Origin of the sequence: Paenibacillus sp. ALJ109b, from assembly GCF_010747435.1 — a bacterium.
In the GTDB taxonomy this organism is placed as follows: domain Bacteria; phylum Bacillota; class Bacilli; order Paenibacillales; family Paenibacillaceae; genus Paenibacillus; species Paenibacillus taichungensis.
The window spans coordinates 62,595-83,744 of sequence record NZ_JAAIFP010000011.1; the positions used below are offsets into that span (position 1 = coordinate 62,595).

Here is a 21,150-nt window from a genome sequence, read left to right on the forward strand (position 1 = left end):
TGGCGATGGATAATAGAAGTGACTACATATACCCTCAAGGTGTGTTCAGTTAGAGAACTATTTAAGTCCAAATAATAACATTTTATTTTTAAGACACTGATAATAGAACTTTATTTCTAGGATTTTCTTCTTACTTCGAAGAAGAGTGAATTTTCTTTTTTGAGTTTGAAAAGCGTTTAAAGAGATCAAGAACGTTATGTTTAAAGTTTAAAGAGGGAATGCTTTAGTAGTTGTAGTTGGACGAGTTTTCTAATTAATTGTGTTATTTTACTATTCTAATAAAGGGCAGTGAAGAGAGAATGCGAATACTTGTGTGTGAAGAGCTAATTAATGACCTTAAAGTAAATATTAAAAAGATTAATGATATGTCTTTACAATTGGACGATAATAACTACGAGGCGTTTTTTGTTTATTCATTCGCTTTATTTGAAAGTGGCATTTGTGAAGTTTTACGCCGTATATTGGCAGCTTTTCCCGAAAAACTATCAGATGAAAAGCAGCCTAAACTTAAACATTCGGATATTTTCGATAATATTTATTCACCAAATTTCATAATCGATACTATTATTAATGCGGAAATAAAATCTATTTCGAAAGGTAATGCGTTAGCCTTATTAAATAAAGCCCAGAGTCTCATTGCAATTGAATTACCTTTTGATAGAGCTGTAATGGAAGAGGTTTCAGTGTATAGGAATAGACTCGCACATGATAATACTATGTCAAACAGAGAATATCTCCTAGGAGTAAGAACTTTAAATAATAATATCTTTTCTCTTGATAAAGCTAAGTTTTTTATAGATATTTTAACCAAAGTTCTATTAGAATTTGAGTTATGTCTAAAAACAAAGTATCAGAAGTATACAAAATTTAAACTTATAAAAGAACTATGGGGAGAAATCTTTACTACTCCTTTACTAAGATTTGAAGATTGTATATTGATTAGGCAAAGCACATTTGATAAGGGTGCAAACGTAGTTGGTATAAATTTTGATCATTTAGACAAGGTAGTGAAATCAACCTCTTCAAGTGAAAAATTCTTTTTATCCTTTTTATTGCAGCAATATTCAGGTAGCATAAATGATCGATATTTTAAGTTTAATGATATCCCCGGTTTGGTATCGATAACTTCTAATACTAATATAAGTAAAATTTTATACGTATTTAATATTTACCCTAACCTATTCAATGGGATAAGTATCGATGGTGCCTCTTAGCGTGGGTCAGTCATTTAAGTCATACCAATTTACCGCAATCATAAATAATTTAATTCCATTGATGCTTGAGCTACTATGCATTTGTTGGAAATTACTAAACTATACTCTGAACAATTTACTGGTTGACTATAATCTTGTCCCAGTATGGTTTAACCAAGAAAAGAAGGTCCAATAAATGATAAAAGTAATAAATGATTCAAAGGTAATGCCAAATCAATATTTACCCAATATGGAATGTCGGAGAAGAAAAATTACAATTAGAAATACAGTTTAAATTTTGGGTATTGATATTGAACAGTACAGGCAAAGTGACAAACTTTTTAATTTCATCTTCCTAGTTTAGGAGAGCAGTCTTGATATAGACTTTACTTCCTACCCATTTGTAGGGATGGTTTAAGTTCATAATTGATGCTGAGGTTTGTATATATTTAATGTAACTATTCCCCATAGTTAAGTTCGTTCGAAGAGTTAGTGAATTGTTATAATAAATACGAATAATAAAGGAGAGAGGAAATGTTTATAAAGCAAATTGAAGTTGATAAATTTAAGAAGTTAGAAAATTTTAAATTAATATTTCCTGAATCTAATATATTGGATTTGGAGAATGACAAGAAAATGAAGCTTTCTGTAATAGTTGGGGAGAATGGAACTGCTAAAACTACTATTTTTCAATTAATAATCAATAGCTTTGCTAAAACTTTAGATAAAGACTTTGATGCAACAAATTATAAAGTGGAATACTTATTGGATAATAATGAATATATAAAAACAAAAGACTATAAAGAATCTATAGAACTTCCATCGAGTATAGTAGTTTCCTCATATACTCCAATTGATAAACTAGACATTGAGAGTAATCATCATAGTTATAGTAATATATCTATAATAAAAGCAAATATAAATGTAAAAAGTGTTAAAGTCATAGCAACACGTATATTGAAAAAGTTTGCTTCAAATGAATTTGAAGAAGTTTACTCAATTTTGAGTTATATAGGTTACGAAAAAAGAGAAATATATTTTGAATTATCAGATTATCAAATAAAAAGTAATTATGCTTTAAATAAGGTAATAAAAAAGTTGAATGTCATGAAAGAAGAAGAATATAACTTTAATCTCGTGAACTTGGACGTAAAACTAGAAGATCGAGTATGTGAATATAATGAAATACTAGAGGAATTTTCAAGATGTTTAGGCATTCGTTATAGGAGTATGTTTCCGAAAAAAGTTGAAAGGTACCTCTCTTCTCCTCACAGACCCTTGAGGGGGATGGAAAATATAAGTTTCAAAGACGAATTTTACATTGCGGAAGCAATATTTATTTTGGAAAAGTTTTCAATACTCTTAAAAGCTTCAAAAAATATTGAATCATACAAAAAGGAAAAGGAAATCAAATTAATATCAATAGTAGATGTTAATTATTATCCTGGTGGAAAAGAAAAATTACTAATAGATATTGAGTTTATGGAGTCATTTTCTATAGATTTATTATCTGATATATGGTTTCAGACTGATTTTGATAAGGATACCATTCCACTTTCAATGTTAAGTTCTGGAGAACTTAGTATGTTTATGAGATTTTTTGATTTACATGAATATGTGAACCATAATTCAATTGTTTTAATTGACGAACCTGAAACCCATTTACATCCGAAATGGATAAGAGGTTACATAAAGACATTAATAGATTTATTAGGAAATAGAAAATGTCATGTGATCATTGCAACACATTCACCTTTAATAGTTTCTGATGTAACAAAGAACTGTATTATTGGATTGAAAAAAAATAAATATGACATCAAACAATTCAAAATTGATGATAAAACATTAGGTTTAAATTATGAAGAAGTGCTTTCTGAAATATTCGATCTTGAAGATTTTAAAGGTGAGATGATTAATGAATATATAGACGTGATAGATAGGTTACTAGAACTCGGGAATTTCGATAAAGCTTTAAAAATATATGCACAAATTGGAGATAGCGAGATAAAGTACCAGTTATTTTTAAAACTAAAAGCATTCAAAGAATTAAAAGGTGATAGACATGTATAAAGTAGAGTGGTCAGAAGAAATGGAAATTTTAATTGGTCCTTACCATGACTTCATCTGTGAGGTACTGAAATTTGTAAATGAGGAACCTAAATTCATAGTAAAACAAGATTCTGATACAAGCGTTTTGAAGAAAAAGATGCAGACCATGGTAAAAGAAGAGAGTAATATATATAGTTTTTTTGAAGTAGCAATTAGAACAAATTTAAAAGAATACATTTGTGAATTGAAATATGAAGGCATAAATTTATTAGATCAGTATAATGAATTTGTTGATAATTATGAGAATTTTCTTTCTTTAGAGTGGAATGCTAACATCACATATTCTAAACAAGTAACAGAAGCATTCGAGTATTTTTATACAGATTTAATTCACGGGAAAATTTTTAATGATTTAATTGGTGAATCTAATGCAATAAAAGAATTTAGGGAAAGAATAACTCTTGAAAGTACCTGTCCATATTGCGATATTCATGATATGGAATTTGATATAGCTTCCATAGATCACTTTATTCCTAAAGCGCGTTATCCATTATTGGCAATTTATCCAAAGAACTTAGTGGTAGCATGTTCAGCTTGTAATGATAGAATAAAAAAAGAAAAATTATATTTACCAATAATCCATCCATATTTTAATAACTTAGACGATTATTTTTGTTTCACTTATAAGAATAATGTTATTGAGTTCGAATTTTTAGATCATATATCAGTTGGAGATAGAGAGAAAATTGAGAATTTCTTCAAACTTTTTAATATAGAAAAAAGGTACAATAGATATTGCCAAAAAAAATTAAAAAGGTTAAAAGAAGAAATCCAACGTAATGTAATTAAACTGATTAAAAGCTCCAAAGATATAACCATCGGTGAAATAGAATCAAATATTAGAGAAGAAATATGTGAACAATATAATTATATTTTAAAGGAAAAAAAGATAGAGCCTTTAACGAAGCTAAGATTAGATTACCTTAAACAAATGAGTAAAGAAGATTTATCAGATCTTAGTCTGTATATAGCTAATGAAAATAGTTACAAACCAATCGCTTTTGGTATGAACTGATATACAAACCTTAATGAGTTAGATGTATAGTGCGAAAGGAAAAGTATAATGGAGGCAGCATCCCTTTATTTATGCCAGTCCATAGAAAAGCATTACTCCTGTTTAGGTTGTAATGTATTCATTTTGATGTGCCATTAACATATAATGCTGTTTGAACTACGTTTCGGTCACATGGTATAAGTGAAGAAGTAGCAATGAACATGTATATCGAATGATACACAAGCAAATGAATAAATTATTTTACTATTTTCGGGATAGCGAAATGTCCTGGTATATAGAGGAGTTTCTAATATGAAAGAAAATTTTTGGCGTGATTTGCCACGACCATTTTTTATACTGGCACCGATGGAAGATGTGACGGATGTTGTGTTTCGTCATGTCGTAAGTGAAGCGGGCAGACCGGATGTGTTTTTTACGGAGTTTGCGAATACAGAGAGTTACTGTCACCCGGAGGGGAACAAAAGTGTACGCGGGCGTCTGACTTTTACAGAAGATGAACAGCCGATTGTGGCCCATATCTGGGGAGACAAGCCGGAGTTCTTCAGCGAGATGAGCATCGGGATGGCGAAGGAAGGTTTCAAAGGCATCGATATTAATATGGGCTGTCCTGTCGCCAATGTGGCGGAGAATGGAAAAGGAAGCGGTCTGATCTGCCGTCCTGCGCTTGCAGCGGAGATCATTCAGGCGGCCAAAGCTGGTGGCTTGCCCGTCAGTGTCAAAACTCGCCTCGGGTTCACCGAGGTGGACGAATGGCGCGACTGGTTGACTCATATTTTGCAGCAAGACATTGTGAATCTGTCCATTCATCTGCGTACAAGAGAGGAAATGAGCAAGGTCGATGCGCACTGGGAGCTGATCCCGGAGATCAAGAAACTTCGGGACGAGATTGCACCGAATACGCTGCTAACCATTAATGGAGACATTCCTGACCGTGCGACCGGACTCAAACTCGCCGAGCAGTATGGTGTGGATGGCATTATGATTGGACGAGGCATTTTCCAGAATCCGTTTGCTTTTGAAACGGAGCCAAGGGAACATACCACAGAGGAGTTCCTTCATCTGCTGCGGCTGCACTTGGACCTGCATGATCAATATTCAGAGCTTGAACCGCGTTCGTTCAGCCCGCTGGCCCGCTTTTTCAAAATCTACGTCCGTGGATTCCGCGGGGCAAGTGAGCTGAGAAACAGCTTGATGAACGCCAAAACAACGACTAGAGTACGCGAATTGCTCGATGAGTTCGGAAGTCAGGAACATGCGGAGACAGAGTAGGACGAAGAACACGAATGGTTGTAATCATGGATACGGAGTATGATCCAGGTAGATTAGATTTAACAGCAAAAAAGAAGCGGTAGCTCTTCCGCTTCTTTTTTGCTGTTAATGTGGTTTTAGCGGTAAAGGTCTACTGCACTTCATCCATTTACGCGATTTAGGGAACATCGGAGCCGTTTCCGATTCTACTGAAGATGTTAACGCGTATACTCCGGCTTCTCCATAGCAATGGGTTGAGGATTATCCAGCACCCATAACACCGCCAGCTCACTTAATCGGGCAGGCGCATCATAATTCGATCCATGGCGAAGCCTGTGGGCCAAGTCTGTTGCTTCTTGAAGAAGTGCCGGGGCTAATGGCGTACCAGATCCCAGATGGCGAATCAGCGCATCCAGCATGTTGCGATACGGCTCATCCCAGTTTCCACCGCCATTATCCAATACTTCATGGGACACACGTCCTGTGATGCGGATGACTTCTCCCTGAACCGTTTGGGCATGTCCTTGGGCCGGGATGAGATACTCCCACAGCTCCTGATGCTGTTTGGGCCAAGTGGTTGCTTTTACCTGAATGGGAGCTGTTCCATCGTGCATCATCCGACTTGCTACCGGCTCGACATCAAATTGTTGATAGAGCTTGCTCAGTGCGTCTGAAACTTCATCTACCTTGTCCTTATTGAACTTCTCACGGACAAATTCAAAATCCTTGCCAATTCGCTTCACGGACTCTTTCATTTCCGGGGTGACTGTTGCTCCGGCATCCAGCAGAATCGCGGAAATCTTCGACATACTGACAATATCGCTATTTCGGCTATTCATTAATCCTTTGGCTAACGGAGTATTGCCTCTTTGATTGACTACATTGATATCAGCACCTCGGGCTACCAATTCTTGTACCACTTCGGTTCTATACGCATTGACCGCTGCGTGTAATGGTGTTTCATTTTGGTAGTCCACAGCTTCCAGATCCGCACCTAATTCAAGGAACAAGGCTACATTTCCTGACCAGTGCGAAGCATGGGCATGTAATGGCGTGCGTTGATAATTGTCACGTGCGTTGATATCTGCCCCTTGTTCTACCAGCCAGCGAACCAATTCATCGGAAATATGCCGAAAGCTGAGGGCCGTACCTTTGCTATAGCCCCCGCGGGCATTCCATTCGCATTGCTCGAAGACCTCTTTTACGGCAACCATATCATTATCTTTAATGAGTTTTTCCATATGAGCAGGTAACGTTGTCTCCTTAATCATTAAACTCTTCCTCTCCTTTGTGGATAGCATCATCGACTTCTGAAGGCAGGTGAAGATCTTCTCAATTGACAGACAAATGATAGTTTAATAGATTACAGATAATTTCCAGCAAGTTTATCATATCCAGAAGTGGAAAACCAATAATAGGAGTTTTGATTTTAAGGGCTGGATAGATCAATCCAGGATGTCTGTTCGTTGTGCTATGTTATAATTTAAATCAATATCGTTTTGAACTGATTGCCTTAGATGAGGCAGCAGGCTTTTGAGAATAGGAGGATCTATGTCCTGGAGTAAATTAAAGCAACAGCTAGAAAGTTTTCTTAGTCCTGCGCTGGTTGGAAAAGTAGATTACCGGGCGACCAGCTATCGCTATTCACCTGATAAATCAGGTAGTTGTTATCTGACCGTGGATCAGAAGAATATCCTCAATATGGGGGACACAACTTCACCAATCCGTTGGTATCATTCCGATCAGGAGATTAAGAATGATCCCAATATCGTGATATCTGTAAGTGATGAAGAGATTGAAGCTATTCGAAACGAAACCAAAGGGAACGTTCCGGAGGACCGTCTTCAAGTCATGGCAAGAAGCAGAAAAGTCTCCGTACATGCCAAAGAGCTGTTGCTGGCACAAACCGCGTTAAGTAAAACGAATTTTACAGCAGCAGCGACTACGTTTTTGTCCACTTCCATAGAGGATAATCTGGAGAGCAAGGAGATTCTGTTCAATATTCTGGCTTTGGTGGACAGACGTGTTGGCAAGAAACGAATTCTGAACATGTCTGATTCGATTAAAATGAAGCATCCGGCTGTGCAGTATTTTTATGAAATACGGCGCAGGACGGTGTGAAATTGATATATTGCTATAGCTTTTAACTATAACTAGTTATGGCATTTAAGTATCTCAGCCAACCTCGTTCTGCATGATATGATAATGGTATACAACGAGGGGGTTTTTGACATGACTGATAAGTTCCAGATCGTAGGTAGTTTGTTGCGTCCTGATGAGCTGCTGACATATAAAACGCAAATTGAACATCGTGATGATATCAAATATCCATTCTATGAAAGTTTTGAAGGTTATGAAAAATGCGAGACTGAGGCCATCAAACAAGTGGTGAAAAAAGAAATCGAGCATGACCTGTCGATTATTACAGATGGAGAGTTCTCCAAATCGATGTGGCATCTGGATTTTGTTTGGGGCTTTGGTGGAGTTGAGCGTTATATTGCAGACCATGGCTATTTTTTCCGTGATGTCGATGGATCTTCAAAATATGAAACACGTAAAGATATTGGCCTGCGCATAACGGGCGAATTGAGCGGTAAAAATCATCATTTCATTCAACTGTTTAAACAATTGCAAGACACGGCGGGTGACCAGCAAACGAAACTTTGCGTTCCATCGCCATCCCATATTTTTGGTGAACTCTCCTGGTCGGATAATATCGGCGGTACGGACGCTGTTTATCAGAATATTCAGGAGCTCAAAGCGGGTCTTGTAAAAGCTTATAAGGAATTTGTGGAAGAATTCGCTGCGGTAGGCGGTAAAATCCTGCAAATGGATGACTGCTTGTGGGAGCTGTTTGCAGACGACAACCCGAACTCTCCGTTTACAGGGGAGCATATTAATCAAGAGGAAGTACACGGTCTCGCTACCGAATTTATTGATATTAACAATACAGTGATTGACTTTGGTCATAGCCTGGGCTTGAAAATGTGGACACATAATTGCCGCGGCAACTATGATTCTCGCAACATGGGCGGTGGATCTTATGCGAAAATTGCGAACCTGTTCCTGAAGCAATTGAAATATGATCGTTTCTTCCTGGAGTGGGATGATGATCGTGCGGGTTCGCTTGAGGCGTTGGAAGTGTTCAAGGACAGACCTGAAACAGAAGTCGTATTAGGTTTGCTTTCCTCCAAAACGAGTACACTCGATGATGAAGCGCGTGTTGTTCGTTTGCTGGACGAAGCATCCAAAATCATCGATAAAGATCGACTGCTGCTGTCTCACCAATGCGGCTTTGCATCCTGCGATGGTGGTAACGAATTAAGCGAAGCTCAGCAATGGGCGAAGATTGATCAGGGTCAGAAGATCGCCAAGAAATACTGGAACAACTAAATTAGAATTGCACCATCTTGAATGAATAGGGATGACTCGTAGGGCCATTGGTGGACCTGCGAGTCATCTTTTTGCATATAGTCGAAGACACGCTTGGCTTTTATAGCATAGGTGGAGATCGATTCCACGGACTATGCCCACCCCGGAAACATCTATCCAAAAGGAAAAGCTCTTGCCCACGCAGAAGTTATATACTTTCAAACTCCTGCGATGAGAAACAATGGCATGGATGCATTGAGTGGTTATATAGAGTGAAAGGGAGAGGGGTCAAGATAATAATGAATCAAACACCGTTAGAAAAAGACCGGGTTCTTAAGAAACTGGATTCGCTTGGATACTCGGACCGGATGAAGCAAATAGCTCAACTGGGTCACCAGCATTCGGATCAGGCAGGGTATTCTGCGTTACTTATAGCTTTACTCGATAGCGGTACTGCCTATGAAGCACATCTGGCATTGACTGGTGCGAGTGTAATAAATGATGTAAATGCCGTATTGCTTGCTTTGAAGCATCCCAAGGCAGGGGTCAGAGGTCGGGCAGCCGGACTGTTGACTACAGTGGTGACAGATCCAGATTATTCAATTGAATCCGAAATCATTTCTATGTCCTATCATTCCCGCCGTCAATTATTGCAAAGCATTGTGAACCATCGTAGACAGGATTGGGCGGAGCGTCTGTTACCACTTGTGCTGGTTCGCTGGGGGGCACAGGAAGCGGCTTTGGTACTGTCCGTGTGCGGTGAAGAGACGGTTCGCGGCAGACTTCCGGAACTCGGCTATGCGCTCCGCAATTGGCGGGTAATTACGAAGCGTTTTCCTGATCTGGTCGCAATATATCTGGAGCATGCTCTGCAAAGCGCGACACAACGTGGAAGAAATAGCGTATGGTGGACACTTTCTTCGGCGGTGGAGAAGCTGAGTGAATCCAGACCAGCGATCGTGCTGGAATATGCGCTCAAATATGGACCATTCGATACGATACATCCTGTGATTAAGCAGCAATTGGGTGTCCTGATCCAGACGAGCCCTGAAAGTGTCTTCGAACTGCTGACACGGGAGGAGACACGAGGTTATCTCTTAGAGGAGGGGGTACCAGCCGGTGTTCTGAAAAAAAGAAAATGGTTCACTACAGCCCAGTGGACCACGCTGGTTACCCTACTCATTGACGAACCCATACACCTTGCCAAAGTATTGGAAACACTTGCACCGTCAAGTCGTGAAGCGATATTTGATAAGGCATATAAGGAAAATGAGCGGAGGACACGCATTTTTCCTACGTCGTTATTGGACGTTCTACCGCACCAACTGCGTGACAAGGAAGCAACGCGCATGCTCGGATTGCGCGACATCCGGGATGATCGGGAACAGACGCTTGAGATTACAGCCCGCCGTTTGATCATTCATGCGAGGGAAAAGCTGGAGCAAGCTGTTCAGGTATCGAATGCGGATGAACGTGCTGCGGCGTATGGTCGGCTTATTCGAAGCACGGCGATATCCCGCCGGGGGATGGATGAGACATTGCGTTTCCTGACACGAGTCAAGAACGATCAGGACCCGGTACGTTGGACGGTGATGTCCGAACTGTCGAACTGTCCTGTTCCCATGTTCACCGAGCAGCATGTGGACGATCTAACTGTGCTGGCAGACAGCGTGGTCGAAGCCAGAGATACCTCATATGGGACGAAGAATGCGACAGAGAGACTGGGCTTCTCCATACTGCGTGAGCATGCGCAGTCGCCGGATAGCAGGCTTTTCAGGTTTGGTTTGAGAACGTTGAAGAGAATGGTCGTGCGGGATGGGCGGTTCGTGTTGTATGAGAGAGATTGGAATAGCATACCTGATCATGCGCTTGAGGTTTTGTTCGATGAGTTGTATGCATTGGGTATAGAAGCGAACAAGCGAGAGAACGATGTTGTGGTCTTGCGTATGGCCGAATCTTTCGGTAAGGCGATTGATCGTTTGCCTAAGCTACAACACTTGCTGGAGGAACTGGTGAAGACAAAGAAGGCTCCTGCTCAGGCGATCCGATATTGGCTGGCTCCTTACGAAACGCGGGATGAAAGAGTCAGAGAGTTGCTCGACAGAGACCCGTCCTTCATCTCGTTCCATGAGGTGTTTTGGCATTTGCACCTGAAGCGACAGGAGTGGCTGGATCCGTTCATCGCGGGAACAGTCATTAAGGGCAAGCATTTGTCGGGAAAAACCATTTATGTTGTGCCTGCTAGTGACGGATTTTATAGGTGGCTGCCACGTCAACAGAAAGCACTGGCCTCCCTGCTGGAACAAGTCGCACTCGATACCAATCGAACTTCCTATGAACGCGCTGCAGTGATCCGAAGGCTGGCGAGCATGCCCGACCACTGGTCCGAACAATTGGAGGTGCTGTTGCAGGATTCGGAAGTGCATGTCGTGGAGGCGGCACTGTATGCCTATTCGTTAGGTGAAGAACCGGAGAAGGCACTTCCTGTTCTACTGGACAATCTGGATGGAGACCGTGCTCGTGTTGCCATGTATTCAATCCCTAGATGCGCGCGCAGGGTGAGTCCAGTTTTGCTAACGTCGATGCTTTCGGAGTTGCTAAATCGGGAGAAACTGAAGATTACGGTCAGAAAAGAGGCCATTCGGCTGCTTGGTGCTTATAAAAGCAATGACAGCATGACCCTCCTCGTTCGGGAATACGAGAAGCCCAATACTCACAAAGACGTCATTATCGCCATTGGACATGCGGCAAGGCAATGTCTGGATGATGAGCGAAGCTGGACCATGATGAGTACGATGGCTTCCTCTTCGGAGCGGGATATTGCCCAAAGCTTGTTGAACCAGCGGCCCAGCGAACTTCCGCTGGAATCGCGTCCAAGGTATTTGAGATGGATTACAGGGATCGCAGGCCATGCAGATCCGATTGTAGCCAGAGAGGCTTTTCGCTCCATGATCTCGTGGTTGAACGGGAATGAAGAAGTAATCGCCACTTGTGCCAGTAGCACACTGCTTGATTTTCAGGATAGTACCCGATGGAAGGCAGCGCTGGACACCCTTATTGCAGCTTGCTCGGAAGGCAAAACAAACGAACAGGTGATCGAGGTTTGCAGACAACTGGCTGCCACAGAAACGATAGACGAATGGAATGCGGGGAATGAGAGAGATCTGCCGCAACGGCAGCGTTTGCTCGCACTGATCGACAAGTTAACCTCGTTGTCTCTGACGGAAAGGAAAATGCTTGTTCATTTGTATACGGGTATCATTACATGTCTCAATTCTGATGAAACCATGAAGCTGGCGGTAATCCGGTTGCATCTGGCTATGATAGACTGGAGCAAGGCGGACCTGGCGATAGGCGGCTTGGACCCTGTCATTGGCATAGTGAACAGACAGCCGTATGTATTGGATTTTGTGAACCGGAAGGTCAGTCGTGTCGTGAATGCAAGCAAAGGGTACTGGAAGCCGGAAGACCTCCTTCAGATGGTGGAACAGTTGAATGCTCGGCCTCACATGGCCGCTTTCCGTATAGGGCTATGTCTGTTGAAGATCGCCGGTGAGGCATTATTATGGAATGAGGACTGTACGGATCGTTTAAGAGTATATCGAACCCATGAGCAGGAAGCTGTCCGTCTGATGGCTTTGGATATATGGACAACTCTTGAATAAGCATAATTGAACAGTGCGGTACAGAAAGTATTCTGTACTGCCATTTTATTACTCGATAATTAGCTCATTTCAGATCTGCGATTATGGCGCTTTAGGAGAATCTGGATGAGAAGCACGGGAAGAAGCTGTGATACAATGAGAGCGAATTTGTTGTACGGATCATCTGGCGAGTAAGTAATATAAAAAGGGGTGTTATTCATGAACGTTGAAGAAGTGATGCAGGAGCTTGAGGCGCTCGGTAAAGATCGAACGAAAAAAATTTACATCTCCAACGGTGCGCATGAACCGCTATTTGGCGTGGCAACCGGGGCGATGAAACCGATGGCGAAGCAGATCAAAAAGGATCAACCTTTGGCGGAGCAATTATACGCTACGGGGAATTATGATGCGATGTACTTTGCGGGAGTGATTGCCGATCCCCAAGCGATGACGCCAGCTGATTTCGATCGTTGGATCGATGCCGCTTATTTTTTCATGATCTCCGATTATATCGTTGCTGTGACGTTGGCCGAGACAGATATTGCGCAAGAGGTCGCTGACGCATGGATTGCTAGTGGTGATGAACTGAGAATGTCAGCGGGATGGAGCTGTTACTGCTGGCTGCTCGGAAGCCGGAAGGATGCTGAATTTTCGGAGAATAAAATGATGGAGATGCTCAAACTGGTGAAAAACACGATTCACGAATCTCCGGAACGAACGAAATATTCGATGAACAACTTCCTGTATACCGTCGCGACCTCCTATCAACCGTTGCATGATCAGGCGGTGGAAACAGCCAAGGCTGTGGGACCTGTCGAAGTGAACAAGAACATGCCCAAGAGCAAGCTGCTGAATGCCTCTGAAAATATCCAAAAGGCAGTGGATAAAGGGCGGACGGGGTTCAAGCGTAAATATGTAAGATGCTGAAATTATCGCCGTATTGTCATTTCTATCATATGGAGCATATCTCTCTAATGAAATAGCCGCTTTTAAGGGCGGTAGGCTTAACAAAAGGATACACGATCAAGTAGACCGCAACCTTCACAAAGGTGGGCGGTCTACTTGTGTTTTCAGCTTGAAAACAAAATGAAACAACCTCAAAGCTACGTATCGTATAAAAGCCCGAAACCTCTACATATCGTTCCGTTTAACCATTTCTTTCGCTTGCTGCCTGCCCGCCGAGAGAAAGCTGTCGCTAAGCTCAGGATCACTAACGGAGCGTGAAAGTACAAGTGAGCCAACCATTGTACTGAACAATGCACGACCTTTGGACACATCGATCTCAGCCAGATTGGAGATAAAAGAGATCATCCGCTCCAGTTCATGAGTGAATACCTGCCGAACCTCTTCAGAGGAGCGGGATATTTCGCCGGAAAGGGCAGGGAATATGCAGCTCATTTCCGTTTTGTCGCGGTGATAGGGACTGAGATAATAATCGATGACTGTATTAATTTTGGGATTCTGCTCTTCCTGATCCGCGACTTTCTGAAGAAGTGCGATGGTATCGCAAATGGCATATTCACAGGCTTCGGCGACCAACTGTTCCTTGTTGTCAAAGTGTGAATAAAACCCTCCATGAGTTAATCCGGCACCCTTCATAATGAACGGTACACTGACATCTTGAATACCGTTGGTGCGAAAAGCCCGAGCCGCACTTTCAACAATTTTACCTCGTACTTTTATTTTATGGCCTTTGGGATAGGGCATTATCATTCACTCCATAATTTCATCATTCTGCTTTATCAAAATATTATAGTCATCATAATAAAGCCTGTCAATTTGGCGACTGGATATCTTTTGATTTACAAAAGGGCCAAATACGGTTGTTGACTGCCTTAAAATATGATGGTTATAATATATTACGGTCATCATATTTTAAATCGGCTGCAAATCGGGAGGTATCAGGACATGAGTAAGCTTGAATCTGTAGATACGTTAGTTATTGGATCAGGTCCGGGTGGATATGTGGCGGCGCTTCGTTCTTCACAGCTGGGGATGAAGACGGCAATCGTCGAACGTCAACAGCTAGGCGGGGTTTGCACGCATGTGGGTTGTATACCATCCAAAGCATTAATTGCGGAATCACATCGCTATAATTTGTTCAGACAGTTCAATCAAGCTGACGCGGCAGCGACATTTAAGATTGCTCAGCATTTTAAGCAGGGGGTTGTGAATAAACAGGCAGGTGGCGTCCACTATTTGTTAAAGACTGCGAATGTGACCATACTCGAAGGCGAGGCCAGTCTGGTGGATGAGCACACAGCGATGATCCAGCAAGCTGGACAGGAGCAAAGCATTTCTTTTAAAAACCTCATACTGGCAACGGGGTCTCGTCCAATTGAGCTGCCAGCATTTCCAGTTGGAGGTCGTATCTTGTCTTCCACAGAAGCACTGTCTCTGCAGGAGGTTCCGAGTAGTCTGGTTGTGATCGGCGGAGGGTATATTGGTGTGGAGCTTGGACAGATGTATGCCAAATTCGGAACAAAGGTGACAATTCTGGAGGGAGGAGCGCAAGTATTGCCCGGATTCGAGGCGGAACTTGCTGCCCCTGTAGTCAAACAATTGAAGGCGGATGGCATCCACATCGTAACCGGAGCGATTGCTGAAAAGGTGGAGCAGAAGGCTGATTCCATTACACTGCATTATTCCAAAAATCAAGAGCAGCACCAGGTTACAGCGGAATATGTATTGGTCACAATCGGCAGGAAACCCAATACAGACGGCCAGTTAGGACTGGAACGCATAGGTTTGCCTGTAACAAACAAGGGACTGGTTGAGACGGATGAACAGTGCAGAACGGTTATCCCGCACATTTATGCCATTGGAGATATTACGGCTGGTCCGGCACTCGCTCACAAGGCATCCTACGAAGCCAAAGTAGCAGCGGAGGCCATTGCGGGTCTTACCTCCAAAGTCGATTACAAGGTGATTCCGCTTGTTGTCTTTTCTGAACCAGAGCTATCCAGTGTTGGAGTAAGTGAGACGGAAGCCAAAGCACAGGCCATTCCGGTGATTATCGGAAAATCTTCTTTTGGGATCAACGGAAGAGCATTGGCATTAAGGGAAACCGAAGGATTTGTGAAAATAGTGGCTGATCCTACCTCAGGAATTGTTATTGGTGCGCAAATTGTTGGCGTGGAGGCATCCACACTGATATCGGAGCTTGCGCTTGCAATTGAGATGGGCGCAACCGTAGAGGATCTGGCCATGACGATTCACCCTCATCCCACGTTGGGAGAAGTGATCATGGAGGCTGCCGAGAACGCGGTCACCAAAATGAAAAAGAAAAATAGTCAACAAATTTAACCATACACGAGGATTGGGAATGGGAGAGAAAAAGGATGAAGTTAAAAGCAGGTTTGTATATCGGAATTGCAATGGTGCTCATTGTTGGAGGTTCACTTCTGGCTGTTAAAGGGAAGGATGCTGTAAGTCAGGCCGAGAGCAGGAAACAAGGCATGCTTGAGGCAGAGCAAACGACATTGTTTTATCAGAATAGTTCTGGGGCAATTGTAGAGGCGGGTGCGTCTGCAGGTGACTCCGTGAAAGAGGGAGAGGTGCTTTTCAAAGTGAAATCAGCTGGGGAAGGAGATGTGGATGTACTCGCACCGTATGATGGTTTGGTCGACCGAGTTGCTGTAAAGCAGGGAGATCAAGTACAAGTAGGCGTGCCGCTGGCAGTTCTGCAAAAGAATAATTACTATACGGACCTTTACATACAGGAGAGTGAAATTCAAAAGCTTGAAGTGAATCAAGCCATTGATGTTCATTTTCCGTATTTGGATCAGCCAACACAGGTGAGCGGGGTGGTTACGTCCATCTCATCTGCGCCACAATTTGCGAGCTTGCGCATGTCACGGGAAAAGGGGCAAGCCGATCTAAGTATGTTTTTGGTCCGAATATCGATGGATTCGAATGCTGATTTACTTCCTGGGATGACAGCAGAGGTGAAACTTGATGAAATCACTGATTGACGAGTGGAAGTACGTATCGGGAAGTAAGTATGTTCGATTGATTTTTATCGGCCCGCTTATTGCAGCCCTATTCTTTGGTTTAATGTTCTCGCAGAATCAAATTAGCAAATCGCCAGTTGTGGTCATTGATGAGGATCATAGCGAATATTCACGGCAGTTGATCTCCAAAATAAATGCCTCGCAATATATGAGCGTCAAAAGCGTATATGCGAGCCGAATGAGTCCGGAAACATTACTTGTCAACGAGCAGGCAGTAGCTGTCATTATGCTTCCCAATCAATTGGGATTACGTCAACAACAGGGAAAATCGACGAATATCGGCATCTTGATGGATAACGCAATGCCCTCGGGGCTAACCGGAATCCGGACCGCGATTCAGGAGATCATCCAGACGGAAAATATGACCCTTTCCATGACACGACTGATCCAGAAAGGGATGGATGCAGAAACAGCTAAAGGAATCGTGTCGCCGATCTCGCTTCAGCAAAGGATGCTATTTAATCCAACCTCCAGTTATGTCGGTTTTATGGTGCTTGGATTTGTGAATATCGTAGTATTGATGATTACAACAAGTGCAGCAGGCTCGATTGCACCTCGGCTTCGCCGGGAAGGGAAGCTATTTTCAAACGGAGGGTCACCTTTCCAGCTATGGGTTAGGAGTGTGCCGTACGCTGTGTTGAGCTCCCTATCGCTGCTTCTATCCTATGGATTGTTAAAGCAGGTGGGGGGAATGCGTTTTGAAGCGGAGCCTTATCTTTTTATCATCCCATTGGTTATTTATGCCTTCGCCTTATCACTTCTGGGTATGTTGATTGGATACACAGCCAAAGACATATCCAAAGTAAGCCTACGAACCAGTTTTGTATTGTATCCCTCCTTTCTGGCAACGGGAATTCAACTAACGCCGCTGGCGTTTCCAGAACCGTTCCAAATTTTCGCATGGGCACTACCCATGAACTGGCTTAACCGCCTGATTCGTGGAATGGCTTTTCGGGACGGAGCGCTTACAGCCTACAGTCAGGAGTTGGGGGCATTGCTAATTATTATTGGTGTTGTGTCCTTGTTCATGGGGTTAATGTTTTTGCGTGAAGGGAGCAAAGTGTCTCCCAGCCGTGAACCCCTGTTGAATGCAGATATGTTGCCGAACAGCGGTTAATTGAAAAGATAAGCAGTGAATCGAAAAACAGACGCACGGGAATCATTCCTGATGCGTCTTTCTGTTTAGTTACCGCAGATGACTTATAAAGATAAAGGTCCTTCTAGCGAAGGTTTTTTATATCGTTTATACTTGTAAGGCCAATTTACTTGAGGAGATGTCTAACGAATCATGAATAAAAAAGAAGTCGCGCATATACGCAAACAGTTTAAGATGGATCATGATTTACTGAATATTTACGATATTCTCAACGTGTATATTACGAAAGAAACGAACGAGATTTATCATTGGGAGCGCCATCCGTTTGAGCTGGTGGATAGAGAGAAACAGGAACTGTACATGGGCAATTTCAAAAAATTGCTGACGGGTGAGCTGGATCAGAAATTGTTTGAGCTGAAGTTCCAGGAGCAAGCGGAGGAGCCGGCTCAGGTGATGCTTCACCAAGCACTGGTAACAGGAGATCCGGAGGAATGGCAGGACCTGATGCTCCTGTTAGTAGAAAGAATGTTGGTGGATGCCAAGTATGAACGGGATATGGTGATCACGTTTGTTCGTGGACAGTATTACTTGCCAACCAAGGCTCGGAACGATGAAGCGGAAGAGAGCGAGAAAAATGAAGTGTTCGCACATCCATTCATTCTGTGCAGTGTGAATTCCACGGAGAAGCAGCGGAAAACGCTCTTGTTTGATTACGTGGAGAGAGAATTTAAGTACAATGTCATTGTAGATCCGGTTGTCAAATTAAGCACCCCGGAGCAGGGTTTCCTGTACCCGAGCGTAACGGACAACTACTCTGATGTGAATCGTGTTCTATATTGCACAGGGAAATCCAATTTCCCGGATCCGCATTTTGTTGAAAATGTTTTGAATGGAGAAAGGTCTGTGACAGCGCTGGAAGAACGAGCGATCTTCGAAGATATCGTGAAGGAAGTGGCCGGTGAACAACTGGACTCAGCCACAATTGCACATGTGTACGAGGAGATCAACCGGGTCATCGAAATTAACGAAGAGTCACATGAGGAAGAACCTCCGAAGCTGGATTATAAAGATCTGGAACGTTTACTGACTGCAAGCGGTGTCGAGGACCTGACGTCGGAGAAGGTGGAACGTGCATTTGAAACTATCGTCGACAACAAGAATTATGAAATGAAAGCGACCAGTGTTATGCCGAAGTTTACGTCCAAGTCCATTAAGATTGAAACTAAAGTTGCTACGATTTCGGTTAGCCCACAAGACTTGAGATATGTGAAACAAGTGAATTTTCAAGGCAGACGGTGTATCATGATTGAAGTGGACGAAGATGTCGTGATTGAAGGATTCACGCTTACGACAGAGGTACTGTAGAATTGCCTCACGGTTTGTTTTTTAAGATAAATAGATGGAAATTAATATGGGCTATTCTTAAAATCTTTTATCAGGATTTTGGATAACCCATATTGTAGTTGTAACCCATTTTTCTCTTTTTGGCTTGAAAGATTTGGTATGGTACATCTTAAGTCTGTATCATAAAGGTGGGAACGCTATATTATGGAACTGAAAAAATTAAATGAATCTATTTATTATTCCGAAAGTGTCAGAGAAACAGATAGACCTGTTCTAGGGTATGTATTAGGTAGAAACTTCTCCATTATGATTGATTGTGGCAATTCTAAATCGCATTTCGATGCATTTATCAAGTGTCTGGATGATCAAGATCTACCAAGTCCCAAATATGCTTTGATCACCCACTGGCATTGGGATCATACTTTTGGCATGCATGCGTTTGATGGAGAAACCATAGTCTCATCGGCAACGAATGAAATACTCCAGAGACTAAAAGGATGGGAATGGGATGAAGAATCTGTCATAAAACGCCTGGAGACAAAAGAAGAAATAGATTTTGCCTATAACTGTATGAAAAAAGAATATGATACGTTTGATGATATTTCGGTTAGCACGGGTTCGATTATGTTCGAGGATTCTTTGACGCTAGATTTGGGTGATACTACTTGCCAGATACTAAAGGTAGGCGGACCTCATGAAGAAGATTCTTGTGTTGTATATTTAAAAGAAGCCGGAATTTTATTTGCAGGTGATGCACATAGTGGAGATTACTATCATGGGGAAGGCAAGATTGATCCTAATAAAATGAGAGCATATGTTGAGTTTTTGAAGGACCTCTCATTTACTACGTATGTTCCAGGACATGATGCACCAATGAGCAAAGACCAAATCATTCAAGTGTTAAGTCGTTTTTGTAATGTGTAGTACAGTGAGTGGTACATTTAGCATGGCAATTAAACTAAACATTTCAGTTCAAAGAAGACGCTCGAGACTCGCTCCCGAAGCGTCTTTAATTTGCCTATAAACTCTATCGCAGATATCCCTTCCCTAAACCCACCCCGTAAACTCCAAAATGGAGGCTTTCGCAGATTGCACTTCGGACTGTGCGCCTTTGCGCCATTCTTTCGGCGATTTCCCCATAAGTTTGGAGAAGCAGCGATTAAAGCTGGAAATGGACTGAAAACCGACTTGTTCAGAGATCGAAAGAATGGAAGCGTCTGTGCTTTTTAATTGTTTGCAGGCTTCTTCAATCCGGGTGCTGTTCAGGAAATCCAGAGGCGCGGTTCCCATAATGTCATGAAATTTTCTTCGAAAATGAGTGGTGCTTAGGTGGCACAGATCAGCGAGAAAATCGATGGTAATGGGCGACATATAGTTTTTGGTGATATACTCCAGAACCGGAGAAATAACAAGGTCACCTTTTAGATTATGCTGCGTTTCTTGGTCTGCCAAAGGTTCATTCCGGGAATGGATTCGCAGGAGTTCGATATAAAGGGATAATAATAAGCCGTAGGCACTTTCCTGATAAAAAGGATTTTTCTGCTTTAATTCCTCTACCACAGATGTCGCAAGGGTATAAATCCTCGGATGTTCCTCCCTGTTTAAAATGCAGTTTAATCCCTTAATTGCCCTCAAATTGGGTTCAAAGTTACTGTAGGCACTGCTCTTAAACGATTGTTGAAAGAGGTCTTCGGGCGAGAAAAAGAGATAAGACCATAGGCTGGCTTCATTGGGTGAACTATACGTTGTATGAGGAAGATATCTGGGGATAAAGGTCACGTCACCGGCTTTAAAAGGTACCGATTCACCTTTAATCTCCATAATGCCGCTATCTGAATGACAAATACCAATCTCCAGATGGTTGTGGAAATGAAGATGTTCACTTTTGATATCGGATATTTTCCATCGTTCACCGCTTAACAACAGGACAGGGAAGTTGATGGGGAGGCTGTAATGGCGGTACTCAATCACAGGTTTCTTTTTTTTGACCATGTATGATACCCCCATTCGTCAATTGGAGTCCATTTTAATTTTGTTCTGACTGCGTAGGTGACGTAGTGTAAACCATCAGACTTTTCATAAATGATTGAAATTGCGCAGTTTTGTTGCGAATATG

The 21,150-nt window shown here is 42.3% G+C and carries 16 protein-coding genes; 13 read left to right on the top strand and 3 right to left on the bottom strand.

Annotation, left to right across the window (positions count from 1 at the left end; translation table 11 throughout):
• Positions 1 to 311: 311 nt before the first annotated feature.
• The 4 genes from G3352_RS13370 (at position 312) to G3352_RS13385 (ending at position 5,586) form a co-directional block, all read left to right on the top strand.
• Positions 312 to 1,214 (top strand): hypothetical protein, encoded by a 903-nt coding sequence (locus G3352_RS13370; protein WP_205524860.1) that lies wholly within the window; start codon positions 312 to 314, stop codon positions 1,212 to 1,214.
• A 513-nt stretch (positions 1,215 to 1,727) separates the two neighbouring features.
• Positions 1,728 to 3,263 carry an AAA family ATPase gene (locus tag G3352_RS13375; protein ID WP_163757141.1) on the top strand — a complete coding sequence of 512 codons (1,536 nt, stop codon included), beginning with the start codon at positions 1,728 to 1,730 and terminating at the stop codon, positions 3,261 to 3,263.
• On the top strand, positions 3,256 to 4,317 hold the full coding sequence (locus tag G3352_RS13380) for an HNH endonuclease (RefSeq protein ID WP_163757143.1): 1,062 nt from the start codon (positions 3,256 to 3,258) through the stop codon (positions 4,315 to 4,317). The genes G3352_RS13375 and G3352_RS13380 overlap by 8 nt, the downstream gene beginning before the upstream one ends.
• Before the next feature lie 291 nt (positions 4,318 to 4,608).
• Positions 4,609 to 5,586, top strand: coding sequence for a tRNA dihydrouridine synthase (locus tag G3352_RS13385; RefSeq protein ID WP_163757145.1), 978 nt, complete (start codon positions 4,609 to 4,611; stop codon positions 5,584 to 5,586).
• Between the two features lie 197 nt (positions 5,587 to 5,783).
• On the opposite strand, the gene G3352_RS13390 is transcribed toward G3352_RS13385, so the two are convergent.
• Positions 5,784 to 6,836, bottom strand: coding sequence for an ankyrin repeat domain-containing protein (locus G3352_RS13390; protein ID WP_240343065.1), 1,053 nt, complete (start codon positions 6,834 to 6,836; stop codon positions 5,784 to 5,786).
• A gap of 280 nt (positions 6,837 to 7,116) precedes the next feature.
• Here G3352_RS13390 and G3352_RS13395 point away from each other — a divergent pair, with 280 nt between their 5' ends.
• The 4 genes from G3352_RS13395 to G3352_RS13410 all read left to right on the top strand — a co-directional run bounded on the left by G3352_RS13395 (position 7,117) and on the right by G3352_RS13410 (position 13,508).
• On the top strand, positions 7,117 to 7,686 hold the full coding sequence (locus G3352_RS13395; RefSeq protein ID WP_076291621.1) for an SF0329 family protein: 570 nt from the start codon (positions 7,117 to 7,119) through the stop codon (positions 7,684 to 7,686).
• 111 nt (positions 7,687 to 7,797) lie between these two features.
• The gene (locus tag G3352_RS13400; RefSeq protein WP_163757148.1) at positions 7,798 to 8,958 is read left to right on the top strand and encodes a cobalamin-independent methionine synthase II family protein; all 1,161 of its coding nucleotides are present in this window, start codon (positions 7,798 to 7,800) and stop codon (positions 8,956 to 8,958) included.
• A 278-nt stretch (positions 8,959 to 9,236) separates the two neighbouring features.
• Positions 9,237 to 12,602 (top strand): HEAT repeat domain-containing protein, encoded by a 3,366-nt coding sequence (locus G3352_RS13405; RefSeq protein WP_205524861.1) that lies wholly within the window; start codon positions 9,237 to 9,239, stop codon positions 12,600 to 12,602.
• A gap of 198 nt (positions 12,603 to 12,800) precedes the next feature.
• Complete coding sequence (locus G3352_RS13410) at positions 12,801 to 13,508, top strand: DNA alkylation repair protein (RefSeq protein ID WP_163757150.1); 708 nt, start codon at positions 12,801 to 12,803, stop codon at positions 13,506 to 13,508.
• Positions 13,509 to 13,712: 204 nt separating this feature from the next.
• On the opposite strand, the gene G3352_RS13415 is transcribed toward G3352_RS13410, so the two are convergent.
• Positions 13,713 to 14,288, bottom strand: a complete 576-nt coding sequence (locus tag G3352_RS13415; protein WP_163757152.1) for a TetR/AcrR family transcriptional regulator — start codon at positions 14,286 to 14,288, stop codon at positions 13,713 to 13,715.
• Between the two features lie 201 nt (positions 14,289 to 14,489).
• Between G3352_RS13415 and lpdA the strand changes: the two genes are divergently transcribed.
• From lpdA to G3352_RS13440, 5 genes are all read left to right on the top strand, one after another.
• On the top strand, positions 14,490 to 15,887 hold the full coding sequence (gene lpdA / locus G3352_RS13420) for a dihydrolipoyl dehydrogenase (protein ID WP_163757154.1): 1,398 nt from the start codon (positions 14,490 to 14,492) through the stop codon (positions 15,885 to 15,887).
• A gap of 35 nt (positions 15,888 to 15,922) precedes the next feature.
• On the top strand, positions 15,923 to 16,555 hold the full coding sequence (locus G3352_RS13425) for a biotin/lipoyl-containing protein (protein ID WP_163757156.1): 633 nt from the start codon (positions 15,923 to 15,925) through the stop codon (positions 16,553 to 16,555).
• A complete protein-coding gene (locus G3352_RS13430; protein WP_163757158.1) occupies positions 16,539 to 17,711 on the top strand; it encodes an ABC transporter permease in 1,173 nt (390 codons plus the stop codon). The genes G3352_RS13425 and G3352_RS13430 overlap by 17 nt, the downstream gene beginning before the upstream one ends.
• A gap of 171 nt (positions 17,712 to 17,882) precedes the next feature.
• Complete coding sequence (locus G3352_RS13435; RefSeq protein ID WP_163757159.1) at positions 17,883 to 19,055, top strand: DUF4317 domain-containing protein; 1,173 nt, start codon at positions 17,883 to 17,885, stop codon at positions 19,053 to 19,055.
• Positions 19,056 to 19,238: 183 nt separating this feature from the next.
• Positions 19,239 to 19,958 carry an MBL fold metallo-hydrolase gene (locus tag G3352_RS13440; RefSeq protein ID WP_163757161.1) on the top strand — a complete coding sequence of 240 codons (720 nt, stop codon included), beginning with the start codon at positions 19,239 to 19,241 and terminating at the stop codon, positions 19,956 to 19,958.
• A gap of 123 nt (positions 19,959 to 20,081) precedes the next feature.
• Here the strand turns inward: G3352_RS13440 and G3352_RS13445 are convergent, their stop codons facing one another.
• Entirely contained in the window at positions 20,082 to 21,026 is a 945-nt protein-coding gene (locus G3352_RS13445; protein ID WP_163757163.1) for an AraC family transcriptional regulator, read from the bottom strand.
• Positions 21,027 to 21,150: the final 124 nt, after the last annotated feature.